Genomic DNA, 13,297 nt, shown 5'->3' on the forward strand with positions numbered 1-13,297 from the left:
AAACTTATTCACGTCAAACGATTAAAAATGCACCTTATTTTCAAAACGAAACAAAATACACTCACCATATTTCCTGAAAAGTCTCACATTCCTACCAAAGCATAACCTTTATATCGTACTTATTTTAATGGTGTTGCCGTCGACACTTATAACCCTTTAGGGCTATAACATAGTTTATCTGCACATCAAAGCGATCTATGCACGATATTAGCCACTACAGAATCAACTTCAATCAACTAACAATTAACACATTTGCTACATAAATAGCCTTTCTAATTAATATGTAAATTATTATTTGTTTTAGATCATACCAGCATCAAGTTGATGTCGTGCTACAGCTCTATTTTCTGTACATTCTCAGTCATAAACTGAAACACTTTCTTATACTTTTATTCATTTAACGGGGATTTCTATGTTAGAACTCTTAATCGGTTTGGTAATAACCATTGCAGTGGGATATTTCATTGTAAAAGGTTACAAAGCAGCAGGTGTCTTACTTACTGCTGGTATTTCTCTTTTACTTATCACTGGCCTGCTTGGTCATAATGTTTTACCTGCAAAAGTTGCATCAACAGGCAATGTGATCACTGACTCTCTAGAGTTCGTAAAATACATGCTTAAATACCGTGGCGGCGGCTTAGGTATGCAAATCATGCTTCTTTGTGGTTTTGCTTCATACATGACTCACATGGGCGCAAACAATGTTGTAGTTAAACAATTTTCTAAGCCTCTGTCTTTCATCAAGTCACCTTACGTATTACTAGTAGCAGCTTACATTGTGGCATGTCTAATGTCTCTTGCAGTAAGTTCAGCGACTGGTCTAGGTGTATTGTTAATGGCAACGCTATTCCCAATGATGGTTGCAATGGGTATCTCTCGCCCTGCTGCGGTTGCGGTTTGTGCTTCTCCAGCGGCAATCATTCTTTCACCAACTTCTGGTGATGTTGTTATTGCAGCAGAAAAATCAGGAATGGCACTAGACGTATTCGCAGTTCAAACGGTACTACCAGTTTCATTCGCAGCAATTGCTGTAATGGCTGCTGCCGCTTTCTTCTGGAATAAATACCTAGATAAGAAAGAAAATACACCAATGGAAAAAATTGATGTATCTGAAATTGAAGCGAATGCACCTGCTTTCTACGCAGCACTGCCTTTCCTTCCAATCTTCGGTGTTTTCTTGTTTAACGGTCGTACCATCCCTGGTCTATCTTTAGACATCTACACTATCGTTGTTGGTTCAATCTTTATTGGCGCACTAGTTGATTTCGTTGTTAACCGTTTCGATGGCAAGAAAACACTAGAAGATCTAGATTCTTGCTACGAAGGCATGGCTGACGCTTTCAAAGGCGTTGTAATGCTTTTAGTTGCGGCTGGTGTATTTGCACAAGGTCTGATGTCTATCGGTGCAATTGATAACCTTATCGGCCTTGCTGAAGCAGCTGGTGCTGGTGGTTTCGCTCTAATGCTACTACTAACAGGTCTAACTGTTGCAGCCGCTATCGCTACAGGTTCTGGTAACGCGCCATTCTACGCATTCGTAGAACTTGCACCTTCACTTGCAGCTAAAATGGGACTGAACCCTGCGTTCTTAATCATCCCTATGCTACAAGCGTCTAACCTTGGTCGTACAATTTCACCAGTATCTGGTGTTATCGTTGCAACGTCTGGTATGGCTAAAATCAGCCCATTCGAAGTAGTTAAACGTACTTCTGTTCCTGTGATTGCAGGTCTTGTAACGGTTGTTATCGGCACTGTAGTTCTAGTACCTATGTTTGCTTAATCGTTAAAAATTAGAGACAAACAATCTATTAATAAAAATGCCATTCGCTTTTCAGTGAATGGCATTTTTTATACGTTTTAAAAAATGATTGTTTATGTTCCAAGTATTTGCATTGGCAGTTGCAATAAGGCATCACCAGTAGAAGCAAAGTACCAAATAATTCCAATTAACCCAGCAACTAAGCCCGTGTACCATACAAAAGAAACGATTTGAGCGTATCGATCAAGTGGCAACAAATGGCTACGATGACGTTGTTTCCATTCAAATAATATCTCGACACTTCCCATAATCAGAAGAAAACCAAACAGAGTTAAACCAAGCTGGTAGCTTAAAATAATCCCAGCTACAGCCGCTAACGCACATAGCCCAATACCCAACTTGCTGTTCATTGAAAAACTGATGCTTTTGAGGATATGTCCTCCGTCTAATGGCAATATCGGTAAGAGATTGAATAAGTTAAGCAACGCGTTAAATACTGCCAAACCTGCAAAAAACATCTCTCCGGTTACCCAGTAGATCACCACAAGAATAAACGAAAGAATCAAACCAAAAAATGGCCCCATTATTGAGATAACAACGTCTTGCCAGCGAGTATTGATTTTTTCGTCACTCAGAGCGAGACCACCTAAAAATGGGATCAAATAGATCCCTTTCGTTTTCATACCGAAGTATTTCATTGCTCGAATATGCCCATACTCATGAAACATCAAGCAAGCAATGAGTGATAAAGCAAACTGGACAGAGAACAACCATGAATACGCGGCTAAACTTGCAGATGCTAAAACAACCTTAATCAATTTCGCACTCTTTAGCCCTTTCATCGCCAAAGAAGCCAAGCCAATCAAACTAAAACGTTTTTCTGCTTTGGGTTTCACTTGAGGCACTTGTGATTCTATATCTTTCGCATTTCGGCTTCCTTGAGTGACGACTTGCTCATTCACAAGCGCCGTATATTCGATAACAAACGGCTGCCATACGAGATCAACATTAAGCTCGCACTGCAATAAATCTTCACCACGACTTAAGCTAAATTGATGAGTACGGTTCTCTTCTTGATCTGCTGTTGCATCCAACTGTGAGACCAAATGATCATCCCAAAAAAGTTGTTGCCACCCAGCCATTGAGCCCTCTAAGCGCAATGGTTTTCCAAGAAATTCGATTGCAAGTAATTCCAAATTTATACCCAGCATGTTTTCAAACAGAAGTGGCGCGATTATGCCGACTTACCTTTAGCGGGTAAAGGTTTAGCCATGACTTTGGTCATTGGGCTTCTCATTTTGAGCCTTTTGGATGTGTGCAATGAATTCAAAATGCAACATTCATCACTAATTATAACGAAGATGAATGAAACACGGCTGGTCTAACCTTTAGCTCCCCCTCTATACAATTGAATTAAAAAGATTAATCTATCGAAAATCACAAATATCGATAATGAATTTCATAAAATTAGACTTAAAACTTTGACAAAACAGCAAACAAAGAATTAACATTTGATTTACATAAGTGCAGTATTTGCACTAAATGGATGAAATTATAAAAACTATAAACTTACTAATTCATACCCTAGGAGGGTCAAGGATGAACATGAAGCACTGCTCTCTGCTGACAGTTTCAATATTGTTAGCGTGTAATGCGAATGCCGCTGGTTTCCAAGTTGCCGAACATTCAGCTTCTGGTCTAGGTCGTGCATTTTCTGGTGAAGGCGCGGTTGCAGACAACGCAAGCGTACTCGCTCGTAACCCGGCAGCCATGACACTTTTTGAAACAGCACAATTTTCTGGCGCTCTTTCCATCGTTGACCCTGAGGTTGATGTATACGACGTAACGAATGATCAACATTCAAAAGACGTTGCTCCTATGCAAATCGTCCCTGCCACTTACTATATCAGCCCGATAAATGAATCTTGGGCATGGGGCTTTGCCATGTTTACCACTTATGGTGTTGCAACGGATTATCCTGATGATATTTATACAGGAGATATGGCTGGCGATACCTCACTGCTTTCCGTAAACCTTAACCCGAATATTGCTTATCGATTCAATGACCAATGGAGCTTTGGTGCTGGAGTTAACCTTGTTTATGCAGAGGCAGAACTGACTCGCCATGAAGGCGTATTATCTGGCATTATCGGTGGTTCTCCTACAGACAAACTTATTGGAATGACAGGGGAAACTTTCGCATTTGGATGGAATGTTGGGGCCTTATATGAACTTGATGAAGACAACCGCTTTGGTATCGGATATCGCTCGGCTGTTGATCTCGATTTTGATGATGGCAAATTCAAAAGCTATGACTCTGGAAAGGCATCAGAACCGCAAGTAACGGGCAGACTTCAGATTAGCTTACCTTCCATTCTAGAGCTTTCAGCATTTCATCAACTCAATGAACAGTGGGCAATTCACTACAGCTGGCAACGTACTGATTGGAGTACCTTCACTGAACTGAAAGCTACTAGTGATAAATGTAATGACAACGGTGTCGCTGGGCAATGTTTCTACAAGCCTGAGAAATATGATGACAATAACCGTTACTCCTTTGGCGCAACTTATCAGTTAAATACTGAATGGACTCTTAGAGCTGGCATCGCGTTTGATGAGCAAGCAGGTGAAGCAACTCTAAGTATCCCAGACAGTGATCGTTACTGGTACAGTGCTGGCTTCACATATGCTATCAACCCAGAAATGAGTGTCGATGCTGGTTTGGCTATTGTACAGAGCAAAGGCGGCACATTTTATGAGAAGAATGCTTTAGGCGAAAATATAGAGTTTGATGCAGATGCTATCGCTTATTTATCTGCTATCCAATTTAATTACAGCTTTAAGTAGTCTAGGAGTTTCTAAAATGAACAATATTTTTAAATTATCACTTGTATGCTCTGCAGTACTACTTTCAGGTTGTGGCGACAATACTGAAAGCTCAGGGGCCGCAACCCTTCCTGTATATGAGCAATATATTCAAGATTCACTTGCACAGCCTACTTCCATTAAGTTTACATTAAGCGGCAAGAATGCTTCAGTTCCTCTACCAAGCTTTGCTCTAATGGATACGACCGATGGATCTCTAGCTATCCCGACAAGTGGAAATGATTCGCTAACAAACCCTCTTGCGGCGATGAATACTGCCGACGGCTTCTCAACTACTATGCCAGCAGTTTTAAGCTTTGAAGGCGCAAGCTTCACTACTGGTTTTTTAACATCCGGCGTTTATGTTTTAGAATTGACCGATGGCCTAACAGGAAGCCCTGGAGTTAAGGCACCTTTAACATTAGGGGTTGACTATAATGTATTAGCTAAAGACAACTCACTAACTATCATTTTCACAAAAGATCTTAATGAAGATAGTGACTATATCTTCTCTGTCACGAATGAAGTCTTAGATTCTAATGGTGAAGCCGTTGGTATGTCAGACAGTTACGCTGCCTTAAAATCGACGAAGAAAATTTATACCGCAGGTTCCATTGCTCAAGCTCAGAAAGTAACCCAAGGCGTAGAAGGTATATTTGCTCAGTCTGGCGTAGTTGCGGATCCTACAACCATCATTTACTCAAGTTGGTTTACTACTCAATCTGTTGGTGATTCACTTTTTGCAACAAAAGCAGCAACAGCAACAGGGTTTAGTGACCCTGCTGGTTTGAACAGTGTCTGGAAAGGCAGTGCCAATCCAAATAGCATTGATTTAACGACAGCTTATGGAATGGTATTTAACCCTGTAACCGCTTCATTTACTGATGCTCTCGATGCTGATACGGACTTTGATAAATATATTGGTGAAGATGATGCAGATAAAATTACAGAACAGAAAAATGCAATCAAAGCGATGTATGCTGCATCTGTAACTAACACCACGATAAATGTCGATGTGTCGCAAGGTTATGTTCAACTACCGCACTATTTAGAGAAAAGTACAACACAATGGAATTCCCAACCATTTGAATCTGGCATGCCAAGTTTGGCAAAAGTATCGAATGCATTAAACGATTCGGCCGAAAGTACAAATATGGCCACTCAGTTAGCGGCGGCTGGTATTGATTATACGATGCTTGCAACAAGCCAAACTGAACAGCTAAAATTAGTTGGATTAAATCTAAAATTGGTTGATGGCACGCCTCTTGATAGCGAAAGGCTCATAACTAAATACTCTCCAGTGCCACAAGTAAAATCATTAGAAGCCGTTGAATTCTTGTTGTTTACACCTAATGGTTCAGATCCTAGCAATGTCGTTATCTATCAGCATGGTATTACTTCTGCGAAAGAAAATGCTTACGCGTTTGCTTACAACCTTGCTCAAGCTGGATTGGCAGTTCTAGCCATTGATTTGCCCATTCACGGTACGCGTAGTCTGGACGACCAACGTTCAGCAAACAAAGATACTCTTGCTTATTTAAACTTAAGCAATTTGCCTGTTGCACGAGATAATGTTCGTCAGAGTGCATTAGACGTTATGGGTCTTCGCGCTTCACTATTAGCATCATATAAAGCAGGCATGCTAGGGGCATCTCCACTAAAAGGTTTTTCTCCAACATCAGAAGTTAAATTCCTTGGGCACTCACTCGGTGGGATTGTTGGTACGACAGCCGTGGCTGCATCCAACCGTACTTTAGGAAGCGCAACGGCAGATGCTCTTTACACCTTCAGTGCTGCGGCTATTGAAAATTCGGGAGGTCAAATATCGAACCTGCTTCTTGGTTCTACGGAATTTGGACCACAAATCAAACATAATGTTGCTTTAGGAGCATCTGAAGCTTATTCCGGTTTTGCTGCGGCTACATGTGGTAGCTTAACGGATAAAGCATGTTACGAAGCATTTGAGTCAAACGCGACACCAGAACAACTTGCAGCCATGTCCTCTGCGTTCCAACAGTTCGCGTACGCAGCTCAAACTGTTTTAGATACGGTTGATCCATATACTAACGCCAGCCACCTTCTTTCATCTGGTGACCCGGTGTTACCTATCTATATGGGGCAGGTTAAAGATGATGATACCGTTCCAAATACCGTTCCAAATGCGCCATTTGCAGGTACAACACCTTTAGCAATGAAGTTGAATCTAATTGACTTTGATTCATCGGCTACAACACCGAATGGAGGCAAAGACTTTGTTAAGTTCGGAGATGTTGCCGCTCACAGTACATTTGTTAGCCCTAAAGACGATACGACACCAATGCCTTTAGATTTAGCTCATCATGCTGGTATGCAAGCACAGTTAGTTGATTTCATGTTAGATAATAATCTTGATGCGGTAGACAACTCAAATTCGATTTTAGAATAATCTAAATTGAGCCCATAGACTAAAATGCCAGCTTAACCGCTGGCATTTTTATTCATCACTCTTCATATTTCTATCTTTTTACTTGCCACGTAACGACTTATTTACCAATCAGAATACAAATGGTTTACTTCCTCAAAATTAATCCAGATAGAATACCGTACGGACCCTATCTTTATTTCCTATAACGTGGATAATAGCGCGGTTATTAATTCATACTAATTGTGAGTCTACTATGTCTTCTGAAGCAACCATGCTTGAACGCTGCCAATCTAAATGTGAACTATGTTCTGCTGATACTCAACTTACCGCATACGCTGTACCACCACACAGCTACGTAACAGTTGATCACGGCATCATGGTTTGTGAAAAGTGTCTTAGCGAGATCGACGACCCACAAGATATCAACCACTGGCGTTGTCTGAACGACAGTATGTGGAGCCAAGAAGCACCGGTTCAAGTAATGGCTTGGCGTCAATTGACTCGTCTAAATGCTGAAGGTTGGGCTCAAGATCTACTAGACATGATGTATCTTGAAGAAGAGACTTCAGTTTGGGCACAGATCGGCATGTCAGCTGATGACAAACCATTCGATATTAACGGCGTTGAGCTTAAAAAAGGTGACGACGTAACAGTAACGAAAGATCTTCCAGTGAAAGGAACCAACCAAGTAATCAAGCAAGGTACGGTTATCCGTGGCATCAGCATTGGTGACGATCCTAAGCTTGTTTCTGGTAAAGCGAACGGCGGTCAATCTATGTATGTTATCGCTGAGTTCTGTCGTAAGAAGTAATTCTTAACGCTTCTCGATAAAAAAGGCGCTGATTAGCGCCTTTTTTATTATTTACTATTAAATTCCCCGGCGACGGTTTGCACAGGAAGGTATGACCCCTCTTTCGTTAGCCATACTGCAACCGCATCTGCGCTTTCTGGTATTGTCTGAAGCTCAAATTGCCACTCCTTTTGACCATACTGCTGCAACTTATCCAGAACAACAAAGTGATGATCGAGTAACTTTCCTCTATTCTCACCCGCTTTAACTTGCGTTACTTCATCAAGCGCAAGAACCACCAAATTAGCTGTGTAGGCATCAGTGCCGCTATAAACCAATTTAAAACGATTCCCTTCCCTATTCAAAGTCAATAGACCTCTGTTGTTTGTCGAGGGAGAAGGCAAGGTTTTCTTTCCCCAATGAAAGAAACCGCGCCACTCGTTGCCATCGACAACAAAACCTGGGGTATAGACACTGTCAACGACGCCATAAGCTTTATACAACCGTTGTTTTTGACTAAAGGCAGGATTAGCAAATTTATCTTTCCACCCCAGGTAGTCCCAGTAATCGACGTGATAGGCGACTGGGATCACTGAGTTCCATAATTTAGAAGAATGACGAAATTCACCAATGTAACGATCGGCAGGAGGACAACTTGAACATCCTTCCGATGTAAATAGCTCAATCAATTGAGCCGGAGGCCCAGAATGTTGCCATGTTTGAGCTGCGCTAGGAAAAGTAACAAGAGAGGTAAGAGTTAATAACAGAAATCTCTTCATCTAAACGATACCTTAAGTGAAAACCTATCTACACAGACCTGAGTTGATTCTTTTTTATTTCACTCAATACAAAAACGCCGACTACTAAGTAGTCGGCGTTTCTTTTTAATTCGTTTATCTATGAAACGGTAAAACTAGAAGCTTTAAAGCAATTAACGGTAGATACCGATATCTTTTTGCATGTGACCAGATAGGTTACTTGCATAGTAAGTGCTTTCTACTTGTTCTTTACCAAACATAATATCGACAATGTGCGCAATCAATCCTTTGAAGTTAACCGAGTAGGTTTTCTTATCCATAGAGATAGGTGTCGCGATTGTTTCGATGTTCATTGCGTGTGCCATGATTGCCTCTCTATTTAAATTTTGTTGAAATGGTTTCGTTTCGTTGAGAAGAATATTAAGCCATTTTTTGATGTGTAAAAAATGACAAAATTTGACTTTTCAGATTAGTTTTACTAATCAAACATTATTTTAACATGTTCAATTATTAACCATGACTAAACCGTGCATAGTTAATCGGAAATTGTATTATTAGCTGCATATTTCGTTCAGTTAGCAACCAAACCACAATTCAAGTTAACATTTAGATCACATGTTGTTTTTTCTCGACTCACTCTTTATTAATTTAATATTAGAGTTTTTGATTAGTTATTCTGTCTGATAACTCACAGCAATCTTCGTGGTGTGATTCCCGTCGAAACATTGAAGCTATGACTGCCGTTGTCATGACCAGTAAGAGTACCAACAGCGAGATGTAGGTCGGTATTTCCCACGCCGATCCTACCAACATCATTTTAATACCGATAAAAACCATGATGATCGACAACGCTGGCTTTAGATAAACAAATTTATCCATCATCCCCTGCAGTACGAAATACAGAGATCGTAATCCTAGTAGAGCAAAAACATTCGCAGCAAGCACCAAGAAAGGTTCTCTTGTGACAGCAAAGATTGCTGGTATAGAGTCCAGTGCAAACATCACATCCATTACAGCAATAACGCCAATAACAATCAGCATAGGGGTAACAAACCACTGCCCTTGCTGTTTCATGAACAGTGCATTTCCTTTAAAGTCATCCGTCACTTTGGCAAATTTTCTGATCAATTTTTCTGGATATGGGTTTACTTCACTTTCACTTTTATCTCGCGCAAGTTGTATCCCAGTGCCAATCAAAAACACTGCGAAGACATAGAGTAACCAATGGTACTGAGCTAACAGCTGAGCCCCAACCGCGATCATTACCGCTCTTAGTATCAATGCCCCTACCACACCCCACAGCAACGCTCTCGGGCGCAAATGCTGAGGTACCTTGTATTGAGCAAAAATAATCGCGAATACAAATAGGTTATCGACACTCAACGATTTCTCTAACAAATAACCTGTCAGGAATGAGATGGTCGCTTTTTCTGATGAGTAGCTACTGTGAGGTGCATAGTAGTCCCAGAAAAAATAGATACTTCCGGCAAATACGAGCGCAAGAGCAAACCATACCACACTCCATAATGCCGCTTTTTTAATGGTGATCTTGCCGCCCTTGGTTTGCCATATATCGAGCGAGATCAAGATAACCGTCATGACAGCAAAGCCGCAATAGATCATAAAGCTAGGGTGTTGAGATAGTGAACCAGACGTAGTGCTGATTGATGATGTGAGTTCTACTGGATTCATGAATCCTCCAAAAACGGAAGATCATAAGAATAGGTGACCTTCCGCATACAAAAACCACCGAATCATAGTGATCGGCATTGAATGCGTTGGTCTCGTTGGAATGAAGCAACTTAGTTGAAACTTAGTTGATTGTCTTCACTCTTATTTACCGGATAAGCTTTCACTTAACGAGATGACGATAAATAAGCTTGCGCTAACTACTCCCCAAACACGGCAAATGATAAGCCTCTTCTTGTTAAGTGTCTATTTGATATTTTCATAGTATGGATAAAAATATTTATCGTTGCGACAAATCTATCAAGGTCAGTTTATGTGACAAATTTTGATCCCAAACTAAGCTGAGCCACAAATTCAAATCTTGATCCAACTGTTCACATGCTTCCATTAATTGCTCTTGCCATCGAGCTGGATACGATTGTACCAAAGATTACAATCTCGTAATTTCTTCATCAGGTTTAAGAACCTGAAGCGCATTCTGACTTCGTGGGTTCGGTTATAAGTAGCTAGAGGTCTTTATTAGTGCAGCCCCAATCCCCCCCCCCGTAGAAACAGGTATTTTATTAGTTCAATCATGCTAAAGAATAAACACAGATTCTATCGGTATGTCAGTTTCGTTCACCGTTTACTTTCCAAGCCTTAGTAACCAACTATGTGCATAATGTGGGTTCACTAACAGATTTCCTGAATTTTTCTTTATAAATTATAAAATTAGCTAGCAAAACATCGTTCTATGTATTTTACTTAAAAGAGTGCAACCAAGACTCACGGATGAGAAAAATGGCTAACAAAAAAAACGTCGAAACAAACAAAAAAGATACAAAAACCAAAAATAAGAAAAATAACGAGTTAGAACAAAAGAAAACGACACAAAAAAAGAAGCTTAGACTACATTCGCACCTAAAGGTTAATATCCCACTTTTTCAATCACTCATGATGATCTTGCCATCATTGGCTAAACACGCTGCTGCCGAGAGTATAGACAATTCCAGCGGTGCTGCAGATCAAGTAACCGCAAATAGCGTTACAAAAAAAGACGTCACCGATGACCATACACAAACGGACTCATCAGCGGTTATTCATCAAGAGGCTCAAACTAGTAAAAGTGACGTAAACTCGAACCATGCAAGTCATGCCCCCCATGGTTCGAGTTTTCACTTGGTTCCTTCTCATCATTTGTCGACGCTTTCTCACCCGCAAGTCCATTACATTCCTTCGGTATCGATGCCGACTATCTCCTCAGGAAGTAACGGCCAGCCGACTCATTCAAATGCGCCTACGGCACCCGCTTTACCCGTAACCTTCATACCAGAAATCATAAAAGGTACGTACGGAGAGCTTCATGTTGATGCAAATGGTCAATACACATTTGTATTGAATCCAAATTCTCCTCAATACATCCTTTTAAATCAGCAGCAACCAGGTACTGACCACTTTGCGTTACATCTATCTAATGGCTCGAGCATCATTGTTCAGATACCGGTAACAGGTAAGCAAGACACGCCAAGTATTTCTGGAGACCTAACAGGCGTCGTGACAGAAGATCATAATATTGATTCACAAGGCTTGTTACATGCGAACGGCAAAATTGATGTCATAGACCCTGACCAAAGTGAAAGTTCGGTTACACCGGAAGTTATCTCAGGTAAATATGGTTCATTAACTATCGATGCTGATGGACACTGGCAATATCAAGTTGATAACTCTCTTTCGAATGTTCAAGCGTTAACCGCAGCCACTTCATTGCATGAAAGCTTCACAATTCACACCAAAGATGGCACACCACAAACGATCGATATGACGATTGGCGGGAACGACGACAATGCAGTCGTCACTGGGTTAGATACTGGGAATTTGATCGAAGACTCAACATTACACGCTCATGGACAATTATCGGTTTCTGATCCGGATTTAAACCAAGATCACTTTCAATCCGAACAACTTCAAGGTCACTGGGGCAGCCTATCCATTCAACCAGACGGTTCTTGGACTTACGATTTAGACAACACCAATCCGAAAGTACAGTCATTATCAAAAGGCTCCACAGTCACAGACATCATCACTGTTCACTCTGCTGACGGCACGCCACACCAAATTACGTTAACAATCAATGGCACCAACGATGCGGCCACGGTTAGTGCGGCAACCGTTGCTGTGGATGAAACCGATACGGCTATCTCGACTTCAGGCACGCTAACTAGCACAGATGTCGACAACCCGGACAATGCGTTTACCGCGGCTTCACTTACTGGCACCAACGGTGACCTGACTATTGATGCTAATGGTCATTGGGTCTTCACAGCCAACAGCGCGTTTAACCAATTAAACGTTGGCGATAAGGTCGAAGAAACCTTCACGGTGTCGTCGGTTGATGGCACACCGTCCGCTATCAAGGTGACAATTAACGGTACTAACGACAGCGCTACTGTCAGCAGTGCGACCGTCGCCATCGATGAGACTGATAAAGCGGTAACGACATCAGGAACGTTGACCAGTACTGACGTGGATAATCCAGACAATGCGTTTACGCCGGATTCGATTACTGGCACCAACGGCAACCTCACCATTGGTGCTCATGGCCAATGGACCTTCACTGCCAACAGCGCGTTTAATCAGTTGAATGTGGGCGATAAGGTCGAAGAAACCTTCACGGTGTTGTCTATTGATGGAACACCGTCAACCATCAAAGTCACGATCAATGGCACCAATGATGCGGCCACGGTTAGCTCTGCAACGGTCAGTGTGGATGAAACAAACAAAGTAGTATCAACGTCAGGTACGTTAATCAGCACCGATGTGGATAATCCAGATAATGCGTTTACGCCCGGTTCCATCTCAGGCACCAATGGCGACTTAACCATCGATGCCAATGGCCATTGGACATTCACCGCCAACAGCGCGTTTAATCAATTGAACGTCGGCGATAAGGTCGAAGAGACCTTCACTGTCTCGTCCATCGATGGCACACCATCGACCATCAAAGTCACGCTCAATGGTACTAATGACAAAGCCACTGTTAGCAGTGCGACCGT

At 41.6% G+C, this 13,297-nt stretch carries 9 protein-coding genes; 5 read left to right on the plus strand and 4 right to left on the minus strand.

Annotation, left to right across the window (positions count from 1 at the left end):
• Window positions 1-412: 412 nt before the first annotated feature.
• Complete coding sequence (dcuC, locus tag FCV43_RS12665) at window positions 413-1,780, plus strand: anaerobic C4-dicarboxylate transporter DcuC (protein WP_017054672.1); 1,368 nt, start codon at window positions 413-415, stop codon at window positions 1,778-1,780.
• A 92-nt stretch (window positions 1,781-1,872) separates the two neighbouring features.
• On the opposite strand, the gene FCV43_RS12670 is transcribed toward dcuC, so the two are convergent.
• Window positions 1,873-2,955 (minus strand): site-2 protease family protein, encoded by a 1,083-nt coding sequence (locus tag FCV43_RS12670; protein ID WP_029203572.1) that lies wholly within the window; start codon window positions 2,953-2,955, stop codon window positions 1,873-1,875.
• Window positions 2,956-3,358: 403 nt separating this feature from the next.
• On the opposite strand from FCV43_RS12670, the gene FCV43_RS12675 reads away from it, so the two are divergent.
• The 3 genes from FCV43_RS12675 to FCV43_RS12685 all read left to right on the plus strand — a co-directional run bounded on the left by FCV43_RS12675 (window position 3,359) and on the right by FCV43_RS12685 (window position 7,839).
• Complete coding sequence (locus tag FCV43_RS12675; protein WP_136995399.1) at window positions 3,359-4,606, plus strand: outer membrane protein transport protein; 1,248 nt, start codon at window positions 3,359-3,361, stop codon at window positions 4,604-4,606.
• 16 nt (window positions 4,607-4,622) lie between these two features.
• A complete protein-coding gene (locus FCV43_RS12680; protein WP_136995400.1) occupies window positions 4,623-7,049 on the plus strand; it encodes a VolA/Pla-1 family phospholipase in 2,427 nt (808 codons plus the stop codon).
• A 232-nt stretch (window positions 7,050-7,281) separates the two neighbouring features.
• Entirely contained in the window at window positions 7,282-7,839 is a 558-nt protein-coding gene (locus FCV43_RS12685) for a PhnA domain-containing protein (RefSeq protein WP_017054668.1), read from the plus strand.
• A 47-nt stretch (window positions 7,840-7,886) separates the two neighbouring features.
• On the opposite strand, the gene FCV43_RS12690 is transcribed toward FCV43_RS12685, so the two are convergent.
• The 3 genes from FCV43_RS12690 to FCV43_RS12700 all read right to left on the minus strand — a co-directional run bounded on the left by FCV43_RS12690 (window position 7,887) and on the right by FCV43_RS12700 (window position 10,268).
• Complete coding sequence (locus FCV43_RS12690) at window positions 7,887-8,597, minus strand: DUF1223 domain-containing protein (RefSeq protein ID WP_136995401.1); 711 nt, start codon at window positions 8,595-8,597, stop codon at window positions 7,887-7,889.
• A gap of 152 nt (window positions 8,598-8,749) precedes the next feature.
• Window positions 8,750-8,941, minus strand: a complete 192-nt coding sequence (locus FCV43_RS12695) for a hypothetical protein (protein WP_017054483.1) — start codon at window positions 8,939-8,941, stop codon at window positions 8,750-8,752.
• Window positions 8,942-9,230: 289 nt separating this feature from the next.
• The gene (locus tag FCV43_RS12700) at window positions 9,231-10,268 is read right to left on the minus strand and encodes a TerC/Alx family metal homeostasis membrane protein (RefSeq protein ID WP_170961654.1); all 1,038 of its coding nucleotides are present in this window, start codon (window positions 10,266-10,268) and stop codon (window positions 9,231-9,233) included.
• A gap of 777 nt (window positions 10,269-11,045) precedes the next feature.
• Between FCV43_RS12700 and FCV43_RS12705 the strand changes: the two genes are divergently transcribed.
• On the plus strand, window positions 11,046-13,297 hold a 2,252-nt coding region (locus tag FCV43_RS12705), incomplete at its 3' end, for a VCBS domain-containing protein (RefSeq protein WP_206380331.1).

The organism is Vibrio genomosp. F6, assembly GCF_005146325.1.
Taxonomy (GTDB): Bacteria; Pseudomonadota; Gammaproteobacteria; order Enterobacterales; family Vibrionaceae; genus Vibrio; species Vibrio cortegadensis.

Excerpts from the sequence above, each read along its gene's own strand:
- FCV43_RS12685 (WP_017054668.1), top strand. The coding sequence starts at position 7,282 with ATGTCTTCTGAAGCAACCATGCTTGAACGCTGCCAATCTAAATGTGAA.
- FCV43_RS12680 (WP_136995400.1), top strand. The coding sequence starts at position 4,623 with ATGAACAATATTTTTAAATTATCACTTGTATGCTCTGCAGTACTACTT.
- FCV43_RS12675 (WP_136995399.1), top strand. The coding sequence starts at position 3,359 with ATGAACATGAAGCACTGCTCTCTGCTGACAGTTTCAATATTGTTAGCG.
- dcuC (WP_017054672.1), top strand. The coding sequence starts at position 413 with ATGTTAGAACTCTTAATCGGTTTGGTAATAACCATTGCAGTGGGATAT.
- FCV43_RS12695 (WP_017054483.1), bottom strand. The coding sequence starts at position 8,941 with ATGGCACACGCAATGAACATCGAAACAATCGCGACACCTATCTCTATG.
- FCV43_RS12700 (WP_170961654.1), bottom strand. The coding sequence starts at position 10,268 with ATGAATCCAGTAGAACTCACATCATCAATCAGCACTACGTCTGGTTCA.
- FCV43_RS12690 (WP_136995401.1), bottom strand. The coding sequence starts at position 8,597 with ATGAAGAGATTTCTGTTATTAACTCTTACCTCTCTTGTTACTTTTCCT.